The organism is Prevotellamassilia timonensis (assembly GCF_900106785.1).
Lineage (GTDB): Bacteria > Bacteroidota > Bacteroidia > Bacteroidales > Bacteroidaceae > Alloprevotella > Alloprevotella timonensis.
Genome location: NZ_LT629844.1, coordinates 591,634 through 611,919, shown reverse-complemented (window position 1 = coordinate 611,919; position 20,286 = coordinate 591,634). Strand labels below are relative to the sequence as shown.

Annotated in this window: 21 protein-coding genes; 20 read left to right on the top strand and 1 reads right to left on the bottom strand. The window is 50.1% G+C overall.

Annotated features, from left to right (window positions below; translation table 11 throughout):
* Positions 1–2: 2 nt before the first annotated feature.
* From BQ5453_RS08135 to BQ5453_RS08045, 19 genes are all read left to right on the top strand, one after another.
* Complete coding sequence (locus tag BQ5453_RS08135) at positions 3–1,196, top strand: saccharopine dehydrogenase family protein (protein ID WP_022102736.1); 1,194 nt, start codon at positions 3–5, stop codon at positions 1,194–1,196.
* A 990-nt stretch (positions 1,197–2,186) separates the two neighbouring features.
* Entirely contained in the window at positions 2,187–2,573 is a 387-nt protein-coding gene (locus BQ5453_RS08130; RefSeq protein WP_071122803.1) for a PUR family DNA/RNA-binding protein, read from the top strand.
* Between the two features lie 199 nt (positions 2,574–2,772).
* Entirely contained in the window at positions 2,773–3,378 is a 606-nt protein-coding gene (locus BQ5453_RS08125) for a 50S ribosomal protein L25/general stress protein Ctc (protein ID WP_071122802.1), read from the top strand.
* Between the two features lie 444 nt (positions 3,379–3,822).
* Positions 3,823–4,386 carry an aminoacyl-tRNA hydrolase gene (pth, locus tag BQ5453_RS08120; protein WP_022103111.1) on the top strand — a complete coding sequence of 188 codons (564 nt, stop codon included), beginning with the start codon at positions 3,823–3,825 and terminating at the stop codon, positions 4,384–4,386.
* Complete coding sequence (locus BQ5453_RS08115) at positions 4,383–4,802, top strand: RNA-binding S4 domain-containing protein (RefSeq protein ID WP_083361166.1); 420 nt, start codon at positions 4,383–4,385, stop codon at positions 4,800–4,802. The genes pth and BQ5453_RS08115 overlap by 4 nt, the downstream gene beginning before the upstream one ends.
* Positions 4,803–4,816: 14 nt before the next feature.
* Positions 4,817–5,392 (top strand): DUF6621 family protein, encoded by a 576-nt coding sequence (locus tag BQ5453_RS08110; protein ID WP_071122801.1) that lies wholly within the window; start codon positions 4,817–4,819, stop codon positions 5,390–5,392.
* Between the two features lie 293 nt (positions 5,393–5,685).
* On the top strand, positions 5,686–6,969 hold the full coding sequence (locus tag BQ5453_RS08105) for a sigma-54 interaction domain-containing protein (RefSeq protein WP_071122800.1): 1,284 nt from the start codon (positions 5,686–5,688) through the stop codon (positions 6,967–6,969).
* Complete coding sequence (lptE, locus tag BQ5453_RS08100; RefSeq protein WP_022102239.1) at positions 6,966–7,478, top strand: LPS assembly lipoprotein LptE; 513 nt, start codon at positions 6,966–6,968, stop codon at positions 7,476–7,478. Before BQ5453_RS08105 ends, lptE begins: the two co-directional genes overlap by 4 nt.
* 133 nt (positions 7,479–7,611) lie before the next feature.
* Entirely contained in the window at positions 7,612–8,379 is a 768-nt protein-coding gene (locus BQ5453_RS08095; RefSeq protein ID WP_071122799.1) for a hypothetical protein, read from the top strand.
* A gap of 163 nt (positions 8,380–8,542) precedes the next feature.
* Complete coding sequence (gene secG, locus BQ5453_RS08090) at positions 8,543–8,881, top strand: preprotein translocase subunit SecG (protein WP_022102241.1); 339 nt, start codon at positions 8,543–8,545, stop codon at positions 8,879–8,881.
* Between the two features lie 124 nt (positions 8,882–9,005).
* Positions 9,006–10,133, top strand: a complete 1,128-nt coding sequence (locus BQ5453_RS08085) for a DUF6057 family protein (protein WP_143033339.1) — start codon at positions 9,006–9,008, stop codon at positions 10,131–10,133.
* 33 nt (positions 10,134–10,166) lie between these two features.
* Complete coding sequence (locus BQ5453_RS08080) at positions 10,167–11,048, top strand: ComEA family DNA-binding protein (protein WP_071122797.1); 882 nt, start codon at positions 10,167–10,169, stop codon at positions 11,046–11,048.
* A 156-nt stretch (positions 11,049–11,204) separates the two neighbouring features.
* Entirely contained in the window at positions 11,205–11,927 is a 723-nt protein-coding gene (locus tag BQ5453_RS08075) for a queuosine precursor transporter (protein WP_071122796.1), read from the top strand.
* A 20-nt stretch (positions 11,928–11,947) separates the two neighbouring features.
* Positions 11,948–12,661 carry a 7-cyano-7-deazaguanine synthase QueC gene (gene queC / locus BQ5453_RS08070; protein WP_071122795.1) on the top strand — a complete coding sequence of 238 codons (714 nt, stop codon included), beginning with the start codon at positions 11,948–11,950 and terminating at the stop codon, positions 12,659–12,661.
* Positions 12,662–12,904: 243 nt separating this feature from the next.
* Positions 12,905–13,360, top strand: coding sequence for a preQ(1) synthase (gene queF / locus BQ5453_RS08065; RefSeq protein ID WP_022102246.1), 456 nt, complete (start codon positions 12,905–12,907; stop codon positions 13,358–13,360).
* A 140-nt stretch (positions 13,361–13,500) separates the two neighbouring features.
* Positions 13,501–13,821 carry an FtsB family cell division protein gene (locus BQ5453_RS08060; RefSeq protein ID WP_022102247.1) on the top strand — a complete coding sequence of 107 codons (321 nt, stop codon included), beginning with the start codon at positions 13,501–13,503 and terminating at the stop codon, positions 13,819–13,821.
* A complete protein-coding gene (locus BQ5453_RS08055) occupies positions 13,818–14,168 on the top strand; it encodes a hypothetical protein (RefSeq protein ID WP_071122794.1) in 351 nt (116 codons plus the stop codon). Before BQ5453_RS08060 ends, BQ5453_RS08055 begins: the two co-directional genes overlap by 4 nt.
* A 97-nt stretch (positions 14,169–14,265) precedes the next feature.
* On the top strand, positions 14,266–14,880 hold the full coding sequence (locus tag BQ5453_RS08050) for a DNA alkylation repair protein (protein ID WP_071122793.1): 615 nt from the start codon (positions 14,266–14,268) through the stop codon (positions 14,878–14,880).
* A gap of 109 nt (positions 14,881–14,989) precedes the next feature.
* Positions 14,990–15,958 carry a type I phosphomannose isomerase catalytic subunit gene (locus BQ5453_RS08045; RefSeq protein WP_071122926.1) on the top strand — a complete coding sequence of 323 codons (969 nt, stop codon included), beginning with the start codon at positions 14,990–14,992 and terminating at the stop codon, positions 15,956–15,958.
* Between the two features lie 544 nt (positions 15,959–16,502).
* On the opposite strand, the gene BQ5453_RS08040 is transcribed toward BQ5453_RS08045, so the two are convergent.
* Positions 16,503–16,832, bottom strand: a complete 330-nt coding sequence (locus BQ5453_RS08040; RefSeq protein ID WP_143033338.1) for a hypothetical protein — start codon at positions 16,830–16,832, stop codon at positions 16,503–16,505.
* Between the two features lie 934 nt (positions 16,833–17,766).
* On the opposite strand from BQ5453_RS08040, the gene BQ5453_RS08035 reads away from it, so the two are divergent.
* Positions 17,767–20,046 carry a RelA/SpoT family protein gene (locus tag BQ5453_RS08035; protein ID WP_071122791.1) on the top strand — a complete coding sequence of 760 codons (2,280 nt, stop codon included), beginning with the start codon at positions 17,767–17,769 and terminating at the stop codon, positions 20,044–20,046.
* Positions 20,047–20,286: the final 240 nt, after the last annotated feature.

Here is a 20,286-nt window from a genome sequence, read left to right as displayed (position 1 = left end):
AAATGGGAAAAGTATTGATTATCGGCGCCGGTGGCGTCGCAACCGTAGCTGCCCACAAGGTGGCAAAGAACACTGATGTGTTTAGCGAAATCATGATAGCAAGTCGCACCAAGTCGAAATGCGACGCCATTGTCAAGGCCATTGGTCGCGATGACATCAAAACCGCCCAGGTTGACGCCGACAGCGTGGAGCAACTCGTAGCACTCTTCAACGAGTTCAAGCCCGACCTGGTCATGAACCTTGCCCTGCCCTACCAGGACCTCACCATCATGGAGGCTTGCCTGCAATGCGGCTGCTCATATCTCGACACTGCCAACTATGAACCCAAGGACGAAGCACACTTTGAGTACTCATGGCAATGGGCCTACAAAGACCGCTTTGAAAAGGCCGGACTGACAGCCATATTGGGCTGTGGCTTCGACCCGGGCGTAACAAGCATCTACACGGCCTACGCTGCCAAGCACCACTTTGACGAAATTCAGTATCTCGACATCGTAGACTGCAATGCCGGCAACCACCATAAGGCTTTCGCCACCAACTTCAATCCCGAAATCAACATTCGCGAAATAACTCAGAAAGGTCTTTACTGGGAAGACGGACGATGGGTTGAAACTGAGCCGCTCGAAATTCACAAGCCGCTCACCTACCCCAACATCGGCCCCAAGGAGAGCTACTTGCTGCACCACGAGGAGATTGAAAGCCTTGTAAAGAACTACCCCACCATCAAGCGCGCCCGCTTTTGGATGACATTTGGCCAGGAATACCTCACCCACCTGCGTGTCATTCAAAACATCGGCATGGACTCTATCAAGCCCATTATGTATCAAGGTATGGAGATTGTGCCGCTACAATTCCTCAAGGCCGTACTGCCCAACCCGCAGGACCTTGGCGAGAACTACGAGGGCGAAACAAGCATCGGCTGCCGCATACGTGGTATCAAGGACGGCAAGGAACACACTTACTACGTTTACAACAACTGCTCGCACCAGGCGGCCTACAACGAAACGGGCATGCAGGGCGTCAGCTACACAACTGGTGTGCCTGCCTGCATTGGCGCACGCATGTTTATGCTCGGCTTGTGGAAGAAGCCTGGCGTGTGGAACGTTGAGGAGTTCGACCCAGATCCTTTCATGGACGAGCTCAACAAGCAAGGACTGCCCTGGCACGAAATCCACGACGGCGACCTCGAACTCTAACACACAACGCACAGGTTATGAACTGACACGTGTGCAGACAAGCGAAGCGTGTAGACAGCACTATATTTACAAAAAAGCCATTTTGTCTACACTCTACACTTTTCAATTATTACGCATTGATTATCAACGCGTTACAGCGTGCAGGCACATCTACACATTGTCTGCACGACCCGTCACCCGTCTGCACGCGCCAAAGTTCATTTTGCAATTACATAAAAGAGGAGCACCCAAACGCACGCACTTTTCTGCACGCGTTTGGGCGCTCCTTTTATTATTGTCCGGTAAAACGCAAAAACGCGAACGGACTCAAGCACCAAACGCTACCTCTAATGGGGGCGACGCGTCCCGCGTTCATCGGGGATAGTACAGCTGTTATTTAGTGGTGTGTCTTTTCTTTTTATTTTCCCGACGCGAGACGCGTCGCCCCCATTAGAGTTAGCGTTTTGTGATAGCGTTGGGTGGTAGCGCTTGGTAATAGCGTTTGGTGCTTGAAGAAACGCAAGCTCTAATGGGGGCGACGCGTCCCGCGTCGGAAAAATATTACGCCTTCTACACGCTACATTTTGTCATGCGCGTGCTACCCGTCAAAACGGTTATGCCACCCGGACATCACAGTTACGAGGGAGCGGATTTGCTATTAGAGCAACAGAAATTCCGCTCCCCCATTACCCGTACAACATACCACACAAGCACATTTACACGACCTTGCTAACCGTGCAGACAAATGCAGACAAGCGTGCAGACAGAATCAGTCTCTGTCTACACTTCCTAACTATATGATTTCCATGCACTTAAAAGCAAAAGTGCAGAGTGCAGACAAAATGAGTTCAAAATACCGATGCGCACGCGTACGCGTGTGCGAGGAGACAAATTTAATACTGTATTTGACAACTACATGTGCAATTTTCGTGTTATATGTTTTGTAAATTCAAAAAAAATAGCCAATTTTGAAGCCAAACATATCAATAATACCATAAAACTCAATATACCATGGACGACAGACAACGACACTACAAAGATGGTGCAGACAATGAAATACTCTTTTCTAAAACGGTAAAAGCTGGCAAACGCATATATTATATAGACGTAAAACGCGACCGCAAAGGAGAGTTCTACCTGTCAATGACCGAAAGCAAGAGGCTGAAAGATGTCAACAATAATGCACTGCACCCAACATTCGAAAAACATAAAATTTTTCTATATCGCGAGGACCTCGAAAAGTTTATGGTTGCCCTTAACGATGCAGCCGAGTTCACCAAGGCCAACGCACCCGAAAACAGGCGCAGCAGAGAATGGACAGAAACGGAGAACAGCCTCGACTTTGCCGGCTGCGAAAGCGAAAGTGACAACGGCTTCAAACTCGATGTTGAATTTTAAGCCACTTGCAGTTTGGCCGTTAGGCAAAAAATACGTAATTTTGCACCCGATTTGTCCTGCACAGGCATAATGATGCCTCACGTGTGATGGCGAATTAAGCGAAATAAAAAGCCCCGTGACGTTGCAGCGTTTGGTGCGCAGACGCGATGCCATGAGGGTTAAAACTTAATTTAGAGTAACACAACTAATTAACAAAACAATGAAGCAAATTTCAATCAACGGTACTGCACGTACTGACCTTGGCAAGAAGGCTACTAAAGAAATCCGTAAGAATGGCAACGTTCCTTGCGTAATCTATGGTGAGAAGAAGGACGAGAAGGGCGCTCCCGTAGCTATCCACTTCTCAGTTAGCGAGAAGGAAATCAACAAGCTCATCTACACTCCCCACATCTACCTCATCGACATCAACATCGATGGCGAAGACCACAAGGCTGTGCTCAAGGAAGTTCAGTTCCACCCTGTAAAGGATAACGTGCTGCACGTTGACTTCTACGAAGTACATGCTGAGAAGCCTATCGTAATGGGTGTTCCCGTTCAGGCTAAGGGCTTGGCCGAAGGTGTACGCGCCGGTGGTCGCTTGATGATGATGGTTCGTAAGCTCAATGTACGCGCCCTCTACGATCAAATCCCCGAGAAGCTCTACGTTGACGTAACTTCACTCCACCTTGGCAAGACTATCAAGGCTGGTGACCTGCACTACGAAGGCCTCGAAATGGTAACTCCGAAGGAAGTTATCGTATGCGCAGTTAAGATGACACGTGCCGCTATGGGTGCTGCCGCTGCTGCCGCTGCCGCCGCTGAATAATTTATAACATTCAACACCGTTAAGGGTTGAGCGTAAAGGTGATAACGTGCCGCAATTTTCGTTTCGGCCGCTGGCCTGCGCTCGACCCTTAATGCGTTTTGGCTCTGTGTACGACACACGCTCTGAAGCTTTGGGCATCAAGGCTATTGATGGCGCCCCCCTGAGGGCACGGTTAGCCGACTAAATAACGATGGGTAGCCTCATCATATTACCCCAAAAGCCTCACGCCTAAAATTCTGCACACTGGGCCTTATATAACCAACGCGCTGGCGGAATTTGTTAACGATTTAGCCGGTTTACAGGTCGGTTAACCAAGTGCTCTTACATTCCTTATCTATTTGTCATTAACACCACAAATAGAGCAGGACATACTTACTTGTTAACCTGTCTACTGGTTAACCCGTTAACCAATAATTCGGCCAATGGGTATAACTTATCTGAAACGTGAATTATTTGATAGTTGGGCTGGGCAACATTGGCGATGAATATGCCCGCACCCGTCACAACATAGGATTTATGGTGGTTGACGCACTTGCATCGGCAGGCGGCGTAACATTCGACGACAAGCGCTACGGCTTTGTCAGCACACTCAAGGTAAAGAACCAGACGCTCACCCTGCTCAAGCCCTCAACTTATATGAACCTGTCGGGCAATGCCGTGCGCTACTGGATGAATGAGCTGAAAGTGCCCGTTGAGCGCGTGCTCGTGGTGGTGGACGACCTTTCACTGCCCTTTGGGCACTTGCGTCTCAAGCCAAGCGGCAGCGATGGCGGCCACAACGGTTTGAAACACATTGCCTCAGTGCTCGGCACCCAAAAGTATGCACGCCTGCGTTTTGGCATAGGCAATGAGTTTCCGCGTGGTGGACAGGTGGATTACGTGCTCGGCGAGTTCGGCGAGGACGACTTGAAGACCATGGACGAGCGCTTGAAGGTGGCTGGCGAGGCGGTAAAGACTTTCTGCCTGGCGGGCATCAACATAGCCATGAACCAGTTTAACAACAAATGACAATGGAAGCCCGATTGGACAAATGGCTGTGGGCCGCACGCATTTACAAAACACGCACTCTGGCTGCCGACGCCTGCAAGAACGGGCGCGTCAGCATCAATGGCGCTCAGGCCAAACCCTCGCGCACAGTTAAGGCTGGCGACGAGGTGGCGGTCAAGAAGTCGCCCATTACCTACACTTTCCGCGTAAAGCAGGCCATTGAGAAGCGTGTGGGGGCAAAACTCCTGCCCGATGTGCTCGAAAACATCACAAAGCCCGAGCAGTACGAACTGCTTGAGATGAGCCGTATCAGCGGATTTGTGGGCCGCGCACGCGGTACCGGACGCCCAACCAAAAAAGACCGCCGCGCACTCGACGAATTTGCCGAGGACACGCCTGTCTTTATGGACGATGATTTTGATTTTGACGAAGACTGACACTTTACACACTTATGCAAAATAGTAAATGGGCACCTGTGGTGGTGCTGGTTGACGCCGACTACCTTGACCGGGTGGCGGCTGACTTGACATTGAATTTTGGCCGCATGATTGGCCGCAGCATAGCCAAGGCCGACCTTTGCCACTGGCTTGACTGCGTGTTGCTCGATGGTGCTTTGCGCCCTGGGCATAACGAGGTGCAGGTGCACATGCTGCACGCCAAACAAAAAGCGGCTTTGGAGCATTTTCAGCCTTCGCGCTTTGACGAGGACTTGAACGGCCTTTCGTTCGACGACAATCTCGGGCATTTTAGCTTGTTTGCATTTCCTGTGGAGGATGTGGTGCGCAGCGACGAGTTTTTCCTGCAATCGCTCACCATGCTAGCCGATGCTGCTGAGGTTGAAAAGCTCTTAGTGGTTGGCGACACGCAGTCGTATGGTAAAGGCATGGTGGACATCTGCCAAAACACCGATGGCAAAGATATCACACTCTTTGCCATGGAACCCGTAATGGGACAGGGCTTTAAGACTGAAATTTTGGGTTACTCGCTTATGTCGGCCATGGGTATCAGCGCTGACGAACTGCGCTGAGTAACCTGATGTGAACGTTTTTCAACTTTTTAGCTGCAAGATAGGCGGCACCTCGGAAGAAAGTTCAAGCAAGCTTGACTTTCTTCGCTCAGTTTGCACTATCTTTAGATAAGATAGGCGGCACCTCGGAAGAAAGTTCAAGCAAGCTTGACTTTCTTCGCTCGGTTTGCACTATCTTTGCATAAGATAGGCGGCACCTCGGCAAAGATTACAAGTAAACTTGTATCTCTGCTCTCGGTTTGCACTATCTTTGCACAAAATAGGCCGCATTTCATTTTTTACTAAAAACAACAATGGACAATTCTGCAGTTCAACGCGTCAAACAGCGTTATGGCATAGTGGGGAACTGTGAGGCACTGAACCGTGCCATAGAAATAGCGCTGAAAATAGCCCCTGTCGACCTCTCGGTGTTGGTGGTGGGCGAGAATGGTGTGGGCAAAGAGTCCTTTCCTCGCATCATTCACGACCACAGTTTGCGCAAGAACAAGAAGTACTTTGCCGTAAACTGTGGCGCCATACCCGAAGGTACTATCGACTCGGAGTTGTTCGGACACGAAAAGGGGGCTTTCACCGGAGCTGTGGACCAACGCGAAGGTTATTTTGCCGCAGCAAACGGCGGTACGCTCTTTCTTGACGAAGTGGGCGAACTGCCCTTGCAAACACAAGCACGTTTGCTGCGTGTGCTCGAAACAGGCGAATACATACGCGTAGGCTCGAGCGAGGTGCGCAAAACTGATGTGCGCATTGTGGCGGCTACAAACGTAAATATGGAGAAAGCCATAGCCGAAGGCAAATTCCGCGAAGACCTTTACTACCGACTTAACACGGTGTCGATTGCGGTGCCCGCACTGCGCGAACGTGGCGACGATGCCGCACTGCTCTTCAGAAAGTTTGCGCTCGACATGAGCGAAAGGTATAAGATGCCCGCCGTACGACTGACGCCCGAGGCTCAACGCATGCTCGTTAGCTACTCGTGGCCCGGCAATGTGCGACAGCTCAAAAATCTGGCCGAGAACATGAGCGTAACGGCCGAAGAACGCGAAATAACCCCTGAGGTGCTGAGCCGCTACTTGCCATCTGAGTCACACAGCAAACAAATAGTCATGGTGGGCGAGCCCGCTAAGGACACGCACAGCTTTGAGGCCGAACGCGAAATATTGTACCAAATATTGTTTGACCTGCGACGCGAAGTGAACGAACTCAAACGTTACGTCAGCGAACAACGCAACGGAAGTGACCATGCTGCAGCGGACTGTGTGGCTAAGCCTAACAACCTGATTCTTGAAGACCAGGACCACACTGTAAAATTTGCTGAGGACGGCGCACAAGATTTAGCGTATTGGGAGGCCGAGGAGGTGAAAGACGACGAACCGGCAAAACCAGCCGATGGCAATGTGCCTGCCGCCGAAACTGATACGGGCAAAGCTAAAATGCCGCAGTCGCTCGACGACTTGGAACGCGACATGATAAAACGCGCCCTCGACATGAGCAACGGCCGACGCAAAGTGGCTGCCGACCAACTGGGCATATCGGAACGCACACTCTATCGCAAAATAAAGGAATACGGATTAGAATGATACGCAAAACGCTGCAAATTATTGTGCCGATGTTGCTGCTTTGCGCACTGACGGCTTGTAGCATCAGTTACAAGTTTACGGGGACGAGCATCAACTACGACGTGATAAAGACTATACAGATTGACAAAATAGTCAATCGTGCACCTTATGGTTGGGCACCAATGGAGGCTATTCTCAACAACAAGTTGCAGGACGTCTATGCCAACCAAACACGCTTGAAACTGGTTAAACGCGGAGGCGACTTGCACGTGGCTGGCGAGATTGTAAACTACGACCAGTTTAACAAAGGCATATCGGCCGATGGTTATGCCTCGCAAGTGCAACTGCGCATTACGGTGAATATCCGCTTTGAAAATGCCAAGACGAACCAAAAGTGGGAAAAGCAGTTTACGGCCACCAGCCAATACGACTCGACGCAACAGTTGACCGCAGTGCAAGAAACTCTTGTAACCGAAATGGTTAAGGACTTGTGCGACCAAATATTTAATGCCACCGTGGCTGACTGGTAAACAGGCTCACGAACCAACAAGTGGTACAAACTGGCTGTTTAACAGGCTCGCACATTGTTGACGCCAATGTTTGATACCCCCACCGCCCCCGAAGGATTTCCACACCTCACGAACCACTTCTTTTTACACATCAATGGAAACTATAGCCGAACTCATAGCTCACCCTGAACAACTGAACAAGGATACTCTCTACGCGCTCCGCGAGCTCGTGGCCAAATATCCGTACTATCAGGCTGCACGGCTCTTGTTCCTGAAAAATCTGTTCTTACTGCACGACCCTCAATTTGGCGAGGAACTACGCAGGGCTGCCTTGTACCTGCCCGACAGACGCGTATTGTTTAAGATGATTGAAGGCGGCAACTACGAAATTCAACCTACCCCCTTGCACAAGGACGAGGAGGGGCAAGCCCAACAAGGCGACCGCACTGCTTCGCTCATTGACAACTTTCTGCGAACGACGAGCGCAACAAGTGACGATAAGCCAACGGGCGCACCACACCACCAGCCTACTGCTGCCGATGCCACGGGCGACTATGCGGCCTTTCTGCTTCAGCTCGACGATGCCGTGCCTGATGCAGCTGACGAAAGCAAACCGACCGACCGCAGCGCCGAACTCATTGACGACTTTATTGACAAAAAGCCCGAACGCATACAACTGCAAGACGAGCCTGAATACACACCCGAGCAAACTGCCGACAATGCCGACACCGACAATGCGTCAGAAGACGGCTATCTGACCATGACTTTGGCCAAAATATACATTAAACAACAGAGATATGAGAAGGCGCTCGAAATTATACGCAAGGTAAACTTGAATAATCCGAAAAAAAATAGTTACTTTGCAGACCAAATCAGATTCTTGCAGAAGCTGATAGTCAATAAAAATCACGAAAAAGCATAACTCCGTTGCGTATGTTTGTTGTATTTATCATTATATGCAGCCTTGTGGCTACGCATTTGCGCAAACTGGTGTAACACGTACACCGCACATGCGCAGGACGTTCTGCACACGTGGGTGACTACGAAACAAGTAATCAATAAAAACAAAACAAAATAATAAGACAATGTATTCAGTACTCGTAATCCTGGCTGTGTTAGTAGCCATCTTGCTTACGTTCATCGTTGTTATTCAGGAATCAAAAGGCGGTGGTTTGGCTTCGAACTTTGCAGCCTCTAACCAAATTATGGGTGTGCGCAAAACTACCGACGTTATCGAAAAGGCCACTTGGACTCTTGCCGGCCTATTGGTAGTAATCTCAGTAGCAACCATTTTCTTTGCACCGCGTCAGTCTGATGTTGACTCTGTTGTAACATCTGCTGCTCCTGCCGCAACCACCACACCTGCCGCTCCTGCTGCTCCTGCACAGGCTCCGGCCAGCACACCTGCTGCTCCTGCACAGTAACGTGTACTACTTGACAGTTGCTGAACGCACAAATAAATCTATGAGGTTATAATGTCCTTCCTATTCTCTACACAAAGGGGGCTTATAACCTCATAATTCTTTTTGCAAATTAAACAGCTTGATTGTGAAACGCTTGCTATTTACTATATATCTGCTGCTTTACTTCAGATTTGCGCAGTATGACGTCAGCGGCTACTGGCTCAGCCTCGTCGCCGGACATTTTGTCGAACCATGGCCCTGGACTATGGCCCTGGTTGCAACTGGTGTGCTGTTGCTGGTGTTGTGCTTGACTGAAAAACTGTTGGCACACTGGCACAAACCTGTCATCGTGGCATACGCCATCGTGGCATGGCTGGCCACAGCTGGGGTTGGTATGGCTTTTACTACAGTATGGCATCAATTACTGCTGGCTGCCGGGGGCCTTGTGCTGGCATGGCTGCTGATGATAACCGACAAGCATCTGCGCCACCGTTCACGCATCACCCCACAGACGTTCGGCGTCAACTTTCAATTCTTTGCAGTGCAAATGTTGCTGCTTTGCCTGTATGTGGGGGTGGGCAACGGCGTGACCGACTTGCAGCATTACGAATTGCGTACAGCACAAGCGCTACAATCCAAGCACCCCAAACGCGCTTACAAGGTGGGCGACAAGTCGTATGCCACCTCACACCGCTTGTTTGCCATGCGTTGTTACCTGATGGCCACCACACACAAAAAGGGGTTGGGCGACGAGGTGTTCAGCCAAATGGTGCCAGCCGGTGGTGCCGCCAGTCTGCTACTGCTGCCAACTGACAATTACCAACAACTGTTGCTGCCCGCATCGAAACTTGAAAGGCTATTGGGCAGCCGGCGCCATGCTAACGAGGGTGCCCTTGCCTATTTGCACCGCTGTGCCTGGCTGTCAGCATTCATGGGAGATGGCAAGCACACCGCTGCTGCTGACTACTACCTGTGTGCTTTATTGCTCGAACGCAAACTTGACCTGTTTGCCAAAGAGATTGTCTACTATTACCCCACCGAGGTGGCGCAGAGCAAACTGCCACGCTATTTTGCACAAGCGCTCATACTGTACCAACGCACGCGCACACAGCCCAAGGTGTTCTATACCGACAGCAACATTGAGGCGAACTATCGCGATTATACCGATATGGCCGACTCTATACCCGACCGCACCGTTCGCACTAACATGCTGCGCTACTCGTATGGCGAAACCTATTGGTGGTGGTACAGCTACGGAGGCAGCCACAAGTGACCGGCCGTTTGTTTAACTTTGTAAGTTCTGTGTATGTCTATATCCAAGGAGGAGGCACGTGTCATGGTTCTGTGTACACTGATGCTGGCCATCGGTGTGTGTATATCACTCGTGGTATTACGATGCCACGACGACAAAGATGAGCTACCCGAGGCCGACAACGAAGCTCTCACAACCCTTCAGCACCAATGGAACGCCCATACCTCACACGACCGAAGGGGCAATGAAATAGAACTTACTCCCTTTCCATTTGACCCGAACCATGCCGATTCGGCCACATTATGCCGTCTCGGCCTGAAACCGTGGCAAGTGAGCAACATGCTTAAGTACAGGCGCAAAGGGGGACGTTGGCGCTCAGCCGACGACCTGCAAAGGCTCTATGGTCTGTCAAAATCTCAATTTGAACAGTTACGCCCGTATGTACGCATAGCCGAAGCTGACAAGCGCAAGGTATATGAACGTGCTGAGTGGCAAAGCAACTATGAACACGAGCCGCGACCAAAGACTGAGAAATTTGCCGAAGGCGCAACTTTGCCTGCCAACACTGCCGACACAACGGCCTTGAAACACATACCGGGCATTGGCTCGTATTATGCACGCAAGATTGTGAACTACCGCGAACGTCTGGGCGGCTTTGTGAGCACCAGCCAAATTGGCGAAATTGAGGATTTGCCAGCCGGCATTACACGTTGGTTTGTGCTTGACAAGACTGACAAACCCAGACAACTGCGTATTAACCACGCCACATTCAAGCAACTGGTGCGCCACCCGTATCTGAGCTATGAGCAGACCAAAATCATCGTTACACATATACGCCAATATGGCGCCATACGCTCATGGCGCGACTTACAACTCTACAAAGAGTTTACGCAGAACGACTTCAAACGGCTTGCACCCTACATCTCTTTCAAATAAGACCGGATAAAGTTGCGCCAAATGATTGTAAAATAGTAACTTTGCGGTTGCTTAGCTGCTAAGAGTGGCAGCAAGCAGCATATCTTTCATATTCATAACAGCTGGACAACCTTTGTTGCCCCGAGTGCTTGATAAACCTCGTAAAAAACAAGATTTATGTCATACAACAACACTACATGTGCCCCGGAGCGCAAGCAGCGCCCGGCAGTAAGCATCGCGTTTATGATGCTCGGTGTGCTATTTTGCGTTTGCTTGATAGCCGCCAATTTGTTAGAAACCAAACAAATAGCTTTTGGCCCTATCGACCTGACAGCAGGTCTGATCGTATTTCCCGTATCATATATCATCAACGACTGCATGGTCGAGGTGTGGGGCTACCGCCGCGCACGCCTTGTTATATGGTTGGGCTTTGCCATGAACTTTCTGTTTGTACTGTTCGGCATGTTGGCCGACTGGTTGCCAGGAGCGCCTTACTGGCATGGCGAAGAAGGCTTTCACGCTATTTTTGGCTTGGCACCGCGCATTTGCGCAGCCTCGTTTGTGGCGTTCCTTGTAGGTTCTTTCTTGAACGCTTATGTCATGAGCCGCATGAAACTGCGCTCCGATGGCGGCAAGCATTTTTCGTATCGTGCCATAGCCTCCACAGTTGTGGGCGAAACCGGCGACTCTTTGGTATTTTTCCCTCTTGCCCTCGGTGGTGTAGTGCCCTGGCCAGTCATTCCCCTGCTAATGCTTAACCAAGTGGTGCTTAAAACCGCTTACGAAATCGTTGTACTGCCCATCACCATACGCGTGGTGCGAGCACTCAAAAGGCATGAGGGCGAAGACACCTACGACAAGGGTATATCGTACAGCGTATGGAAAATATTTGATATTTAACTCCTACTTATCATAGCATAATGAATAGCAAACACCAAATACACTTGCCGGTTGATGGCGGTGTAACACATGAGCCTGCCCTGGTCGTGTTCAGCGGCGGGCAAGATTCAACAACCTGTTTGTTTTGGGCTAAAAAACACTTCAGCAAAGTGTATGCGCTTAGTTTCGTTTACGGACAGAAACATGCCCACGAAGTAGAAATGGCCGAAGATATAGCACATGAGGCAGGTGTACATTTCGACAAGATGAACGTCAGCTTTATCAGTTCGCTCGCACACAATTCGCTCACCGACAGTTCGATTGTGATGGACCAGGTAAAACCTGCCGACGGCCCTCCCAACACTTTCGTGCCGGGGCGTAACCTTTTCTTTCTGAGCATTGCTGCCGTTTACGCCCGTGAGCACGGCATCAGACACATTGTGACCGGTGTGTCACAAACCGACTTTTCGGGCTACCCCGACTGCCGCGACGCCTTCATTCGTTCGCTAAACGTCACAATCAACCTGGCCATGGAGGAGCAGTTTGTCATTCACACCCCGCTCATGTGGATTGACAAGTGCGAGACATGGGCCTTGGCCGATGAGCTGGGAGTGCTCGACCTCGTGCGCCACCGCACCCTCACATGCTACAACGGGGTGCCAGGCGATGGTTGCGGACATTGCCCCGCCTGCAAACTGCGCCGAGAAGGTCTTGAGCAGTATCTGGCCATAAAGAACAACTCTACAAAAGACTAACAACTCACACTACAATCACATAAGTAGGTGTTCAAAATTATTTTTACATTGAAAGTGCGTTATCGGGACGCAGATGTCTCCTTCGTTTGAGGGTTTCTGTCCCCCGATAACGGGGGAACCGAAGGGGGTCATAGCGGGCTATGTGACCGAGGACGAAGGAGACAGATGCGCCTCGAGAACGTGCTTTCAATGTGAAAATGGCACCTACTGATTGTATAAAATAATTTTGAACACCTACTTATCATGCGCGACGACTTACAACTCAACGCCCTTGGCCGCAAAACAGAATATAAAAGTGATTACGCTCCCGAGGTGCTTGAAACATTTGTAAACAAACACCCTGGCAACGACTATTGGGTGCGGTTTAACTGTCCCGAATTTACCAGTCTCTGCCCCATCACCGGACAGCCCGATTTTGCCGAAATACGTATTTCATACCTGCCCGACGAACTCATGGTTGAAAGCAAAAGCCTCAAGCTTTACTTGTTCAGTTTCCGCAATCATGGCGACTTCCATGAGGACTGCGTGAACATCATCATGAAGGATCTCATCAAACTGATGAACCCCAAATACATTGAAGTGACAGGCTTGTTCACCCCTCGTGGCGGCATCAGCATTTACCCCTATGCCAACTACGGCCGCCCCGGCACAAAATATGAGAAGCTGGCCGAATACCGTTTGCAGCAACACGACCTGTAATGGCAAAGTTGCGGCAAAGGTTGCACCAACTAAATGGTTCTGTGGCAAATAATGGCAGCAGAACCATTTTTTTGTGTACTTTTGCACGTATATATCCGCCAGCTGACACAGCTGCACTTCACACTTTTAACTATCGCTTTATGGGACAACGACTGAAAAACTTTTGTTGGAGCCTGATACATAAGAAGTACTTGTGGACAATACTCTTCTTCATAGTAGTAGTGGGATTTGTCGATCCCAATAGCTTTTGGCACCGCTATGAGATGCACCAGCAGAACGAAGAGTTGCGTGCCGAAATCAAGGACTTTGAAGACCGCTACAATGCCGACACACACGAACTTAACGAACTCGAGCACAACCCCGAGGCTGTGGAGCGCGTGGCACGCGTAAACCTTTATATGAAAACCGCCAACGAAGACGTCTACGTCATCGAAAGTGACAACACAAACACTGACGAATGAAACAATTTGCATTATACGCCGGTGGCATACTGCTCGTAGCGGGTGCCTTGCTGCCCTTGTTCCTGCCAACTGTTGCCCCCTATTTGTTTGCCTTAGGCGCACTACTTTTTGCACCAGCACAAATTGCCGACCGCTATGAAGGGCGAAATATCATAATTCGCCGTTTGCGCCGTCAGCAGGTGATGGGTGCCCTGTTGCTTGTAATCACGGCCGCACTTATGTTTATGTCTGCCTACCATTGGCCCCCATTTCGTGGCGGCGAATGGAAAATAGCATTGCTCATAGCCGTATTTTTAGAACTATACACCACATTGCGCATTGATGCAGAGGTAAAAAAGGAGAAATAACGCCATTGCAAGTTATATCTGTCCGTTGCAAAGGCTAATGTTAAGCTATAAATTCATACCTTTGCACAATCATTACCTTTTTCAGACTATCAAAATAATGACTCAAGATACCGAATTAGCCGAACAGTTGCGCCACATCAAGCGTTCTCTGCGCGGTGTGATGAACGGTCCTGTCAGCGCCTCGATGCGCGACAAGGGCTTAGCCTACAAGGTTATATTTGGTGTAGAACTGCCACGGTTGCAGCAAATGGCTGCCGACCTGCCACACACCTACGAACTTGCAGCCGCTCTGTGGAAGGAAAACATACGCGAATGCCGGCTGTTGGCGGGCATGCTCATGCCAGCAGAGCGCATGGACGCTGACTTGGCCACATTGTGGGTTGAGCAGATGCAATATGCCGAAGAGGCCGAATGCACCGTACTCCACTTGTTCAGCCACGAAGCTTGGGCTTCGGTCAAGGCTTATGAGTGGATTGCTTCCGACAGCGAGATGTTTCAACTCTGTGGTTACTTACTACTCTCGCGACTGTTCATGCAAGGTTCCGTGCCCAACAATCGCGATGCCCAAGAGTTTATAGACCAGGCAGCAACCGCCATGCACCAACCGCAAAGCATGGTCGGACGTGCAGCCGGCAAAGCACTCGTCAAATTCATGAACCTTGGCCAGACACAAGAACACATGGCCGAGCAAATGCTGCAAGCACTTAAATAGAAACAACTTGTCTCATCATGAGCCGTAATGAGAGCAGATGCGCTACTTGTCAAAAGCCACCCATGCTCCCATAACAACAAATATATCGAAGGCTGACTCTCATACATATATGAAAGCAATACGATTTGATGCACTCTTAAAGACCACCATTTGGGGCGGCGAGGAAGTGACAGAACTCAAACATCTGTCGCAAGCCCCGTTGCAAGTAGGCGAAAGTTGGGAAATTTCAGGACTTCCTGGCGACGAGACACTTGTGAGTGATGGAGAGTTTAAGGGACAGACATTGTCGCAACTCATTGCAACCCACGGAGCCAGTCTGGTTGGCAAGCACAATTACGAGCAGTACGGCACAAACTTTCCGCTCCTCGTCAAGTTCATGTCAACGGCCAAGGACCTCAGCATACAGGTACACCCCGACGACGCCATGGCGCAACGCATGGGTCACCCCTTTGGCAAGAGCGAAATGCAGTACATACTGCACGCCCAGCCGGAGTCACGCTTCTATGCCGGCTTTAATGCCGACTTTTCTGCCGACGGCTACAGCCAAAGTGTACAAGACGGTTCCTTGATGGCACACCTCAAATGCCATGCCACACATGCCGGCGACTGTTTCCTCATTCCCGCAGGACACATTCACTGCATAGGCTCGGGCAATTTCTTAATTGAAATTCAGCAGTCGAGCAACGACACCTTCCGTGCCTACGACTTCGACCGGCGCGATGCACAAGGCCAACGCCGCGAACTGCACATTGCACAAGCACGCGAGGCACTCGACTTCCACGCATATCCCACCCATCGTGTGCATTACGACCACAAGCCAGACACAGCCTCGCTGCTGGTTGACATTCCCGAATTTGTAGTACGTCTTTACGAGATTGAACACACACTCAATGTGGACTATGCAACCACTGACTCGTTCATCATATACATAGCCTACGAGGGCGACGCCCTGCTGCATTATGATGAGGGTGACATACACCTCAGTGCAGGCCATACCATACTGTTCCCTGCCTCCACCACATTTGTGCGTATAGAGCCAGGGGCACACGGGTTCAAAGCGCTCGAAACATATTGCTGAAATCACCCAACGCCCAGCACAATCTGCAAATCAAGCAAATAAATACAACCGTTATGAAAGGCGGCGCCAAGAAGTGAAACACCACACGTCCTGGCGCCGCCAATATTATATTTATTGCTTCTATATATTACTATAGCACTCACGGATCGCACCGATTGCACGGATTCTTTCGCTCACGCAACGTGCTTTAGCACCACGGAGATGACGGATTTTACGGATTTTGTGAGCATTGCATGCTCACTTCGCCATTAGCTCGTTGCCGCGACCAGGTCCCTTACTACATAATCTGTGCTAACATATTTCGCCACGGGTACGTTACGGGCCAATAGCGAAGTGAGCATGCAATGCTCACAAAATCCGTAAAATCCGTCATCTCCGTGGTGCTAAAGCACGTTGCGTGAGTGACAGAATCCGTACAATCGGTGCGATCCGTGTGCTATAATATCAGAGTGGTTTTACCAGACAACAATATATTATTTTGCACCTCACGCAGTACAATGTAGCCTTGCTGCTACGTCGACGCGGCACTTGCAGCTGCACCAGTTCACGCCCCAGAACCACGGCAGTGAACTTCTCCTTTGTCCGTCTGGTCGCGCCGTTGCACTTCGGGCGTGCGGTCAAGCACATTATAGCGCATGTCGCACAGTTCGTCCATCAGGGTGATGGTTTGTTCTGTCAGACCGCAGTTTGTGGTGCTGCCAGTCGCTTGCGGTGCGCAGTCAGTGTCGTTGCCCATGCGTTTTTGCGGTTGGGGCGTTTCAGTATTTCCACTTTGTGGCTCCGGACTATGTCCGATAGCGTCTATCAGTTTGTCAACGCCACGTTTCACAATGGCATCAGCATAGCGCAGCATTCTGTTAAGCATTCGTTTCATGGTAGTCAATACAATTTGGTTTAGTACAAAAGTAAAGTGCTGCAAAGGTAACACCAAGGCATTGTACCCATCAAAAAAAGTGTACAATTTGTACACAAATATTTGTTTCCTCCCCGTCATCCCTCATGTAAAAGAGTGCGTGTGTTTTTACTGCCATCTTACACTTTCTGCACGTAACAAGTTGATACACAGAGGTTTCAAGTGTGTAAGATGATTCCAAAGTATCTTACACACCCCTGCATACATCTTACACACCTCACCTCGCTGCCGCACAGTCGGTTTGGACGTATGCGGTGGATTATACGGCATAGGGACGTAGAACAATCTGTCGGAGCAACAGACTTTTCTGCTCCCCTATGCCGTGATACTGTTCTCCCGTGCTTGTACCGTGTGGCAGCGTGAGGGTTGTGTAGGTTGCGTGTAGGTGAAATTTGTAGCATCTTACACTAAATAGAGTATTGATAATCAATGAGTTTCGACGTGTTAGTGTAAGATGTAAGATACTCGGTAAGTAAAGCTTTTGTAGTATGGTAAAGATACCGTTACCGTCAAATGCAAGCACAAAACGCAAGCACAAAACGCAAGCACTAATGGGGGCGACGCGTCTCGCGTCGGGGAAAATACAATGCTCATACACTATAAGCAAAGGCTCATAGACAGCACGAATTACACTCATGTCTGTGAGCCTTTGTCATAAAAATCCCGACGCGGGACGCGTCGCCCCCATTAGTGGTAGCGTTTGGTGCTTGCGTTTTGTGCTTGCGTTTTGTGCCTTATCTCCTCCTGACTTCGTCAATGCGTCACCCTATCAAATGACGTAACTCATTGATTTCAATACGCGCTATTCCATAACACAAAAAAGTGATGAAGTCTGGAGCAATCTACAGAATAATTTGTATATTTGTGGGGACTAACCCCCAATAAAACACGACCTATGAATACCCCCAATATACCTACGACAAACGCCAAGAGCCAGCAAGAGCAGCAAGATGAGGCTATGATCAACGCTGCCTTCCAGCATTTGCTCGACACCTATCTGGCATCAAACCACCGCCGTAAGGTGGAACTAATAACCAAAGCATTCAACTTTGCTAAAGAAGCACACAAGGGCGTGCGCCGCCGCTCGGGTGAACCCTATATTTTACACCCCATAGCAGTGGCACAAATAGCCTGTGGCGAAATTGGCCTTGGATCTACATCAATCTGTGCAGCCTTGCTACACGATTTTGAGGAGGATACCGACTATACCAACGAGGACCTCAGCAACCTCTTCGGGCCCAAAATTGCCAACATCGTCGAGGGCGTCACCAAAATATCGGGGGGCATATTTGGCGACCGCGCTTCGTTACAGGCCGAAACCTTCAAAAAGTTGTTGCTCATGATGAGCGATGACATACGTGTCATTCTCATAAAAATATCCGACCGCCTGCACAACATGCGCACTCTGTCGAGCATGTTGCCGTCAAAGCAGTACAAAATAGCCGGCGAAACGCTCTACATATTCGCCCCCATTGCCGACCGTCTCGGACTGAACAAGATTAAGACTGAACTTGAAGACCTCAGTTTCAAATACGAACACCCCGACGACTACAAAACCATATTGCAGAAACTTGACGAGAGCCACGTCGAGCGCGATGATGTGATAGCCCATTTCACCCCCGCCATACGCGAGAAACTTGACAGAATGGGCGTGAAATACACCATCAAGGCACGCATCAAAAGTCCCTATTCCATTTGGTGCAAAATGCAGAAAAAGCACATACCATTTGAGGAGGTGTTCGACATTCTGGCTATCCGCATAGTGTTTACCCCGGCCGACCGCACACACGAAAAGGACGAGTGCTTCCGCATATACTCGGCACTGACCGAAATATACAAGCCCCACCCCACCCGCTTCCGCGACTGGCTTTCAAACCCCAAGACAAACGGCTATCAGGCACTGCACAACACCTTCATGTCAAAACAAGGCAAATGGATTGAAGTGCAAATACGCTCCGACCGCATGGACGACATTGCCGAAGTGGGTTTTGCTGCACATTGGAAGTATAAGGACAAAGATGCGGCCTACGATGAGAATGAGCTCGACAAGTGGCTTGATTCGATTAAAGAAATACTCGACGACCCGCAGCCCGACACACTTGACCTGCTCGACAACATCAAGCTCAACCTGTATGCGTCCGAAATCATGGTGTTCACCCCAAAGGGCGATTTGAAAACCATGCCAAAGGGTGCCACCGCGCTCGACTTTGCCTACTCCATACACTCCTTCCTGGGCTCACACTGCCTCGGTGCCAAGGTTAACCACCGTCTTGTACCGCTTAGCTACGTACTGCGTAGTGGCGACCAAGTTGAAGTGCTCACCTCACGCAACCAGCACGTACAGCCCGAATGGCTCAATTTTGCCACAACTGCCAAGGCACGTGCCAAAATACAGGCCTATCTGCGCCGCGAAAGCCGCGACAAGCAAAAACGGGGCGAAGAAGTGCTGCGCAACTTCCTGGCCAACAACGACATGAAACTTTCGGGTGGCATCATCGACAAGTTGCGCCGCCACTACCACGCACTGTCAAATGACGAGTTGCTCTTCAACATTGGCGACGACAAAATCACGCTTAACGACGACACCATCAACTTCCTGCAAGGACGCAACCAAAACCGGGGCTGGCGCAGATTTCTGCCATCATTCATGGGAAAGGCCGACGATGCGGCCAACACCAAGGAAGGCACATCAAATGTGGCAGACCCCAACTGGGTTAAGAACCTCAACCGCAAGGAGATACTGGTGCTCGACGAGGAAGTGTTGCGCAAATGCACCATCGAGCCATGCTGTTCGCCCATACCTGGCGACGATGTGTTGGGATACATCACCGACGATGGCGTGCTGCAACTGCACAAACGCAGCTGCGAGGAGGCCGTAAAGCTAAAGACACGCTATGGCAACAACATCATAGCCTGCCGCTGGGACACGCACAAAGTGCTGCTGTTCGACGTGCAACTTGAAATTCGCGGTGTCGACTCACAAGGCGTGCTTTATGCCATTGCTGATGTGCTGCACAAACTCACCCACTTTATAGTCAAGCGCATAACGCTCGACACCGACGACGGCATATTTGAGGGACGGCTCACCATATCTGTCTACGACACCGAAGATGTAGAGAACGTGTGCGCACAACTCAAGCAAATAGAAAACGTGACCGAAGCTGTGCGTGTGTAAACACCCCACCCGCATAGCATCATACAAACAAACTAACGCAATTAAGGCCTTTGACAGCCGCTGGACGTTGTACGTCCGCCTGGCTGTTAAAGGCCTTAATTGCGTTTAGCTTCAAGAGCGTTTCTAATTTATCGTTGTCCATTAAAACGTAAACATGCAAACGGGCGCAAGCACCAAACGCTACCTCTAATGGGGGCGACGCGTCCCGCGTCGGGAAAAGATGCAGCTATTATTTAATGC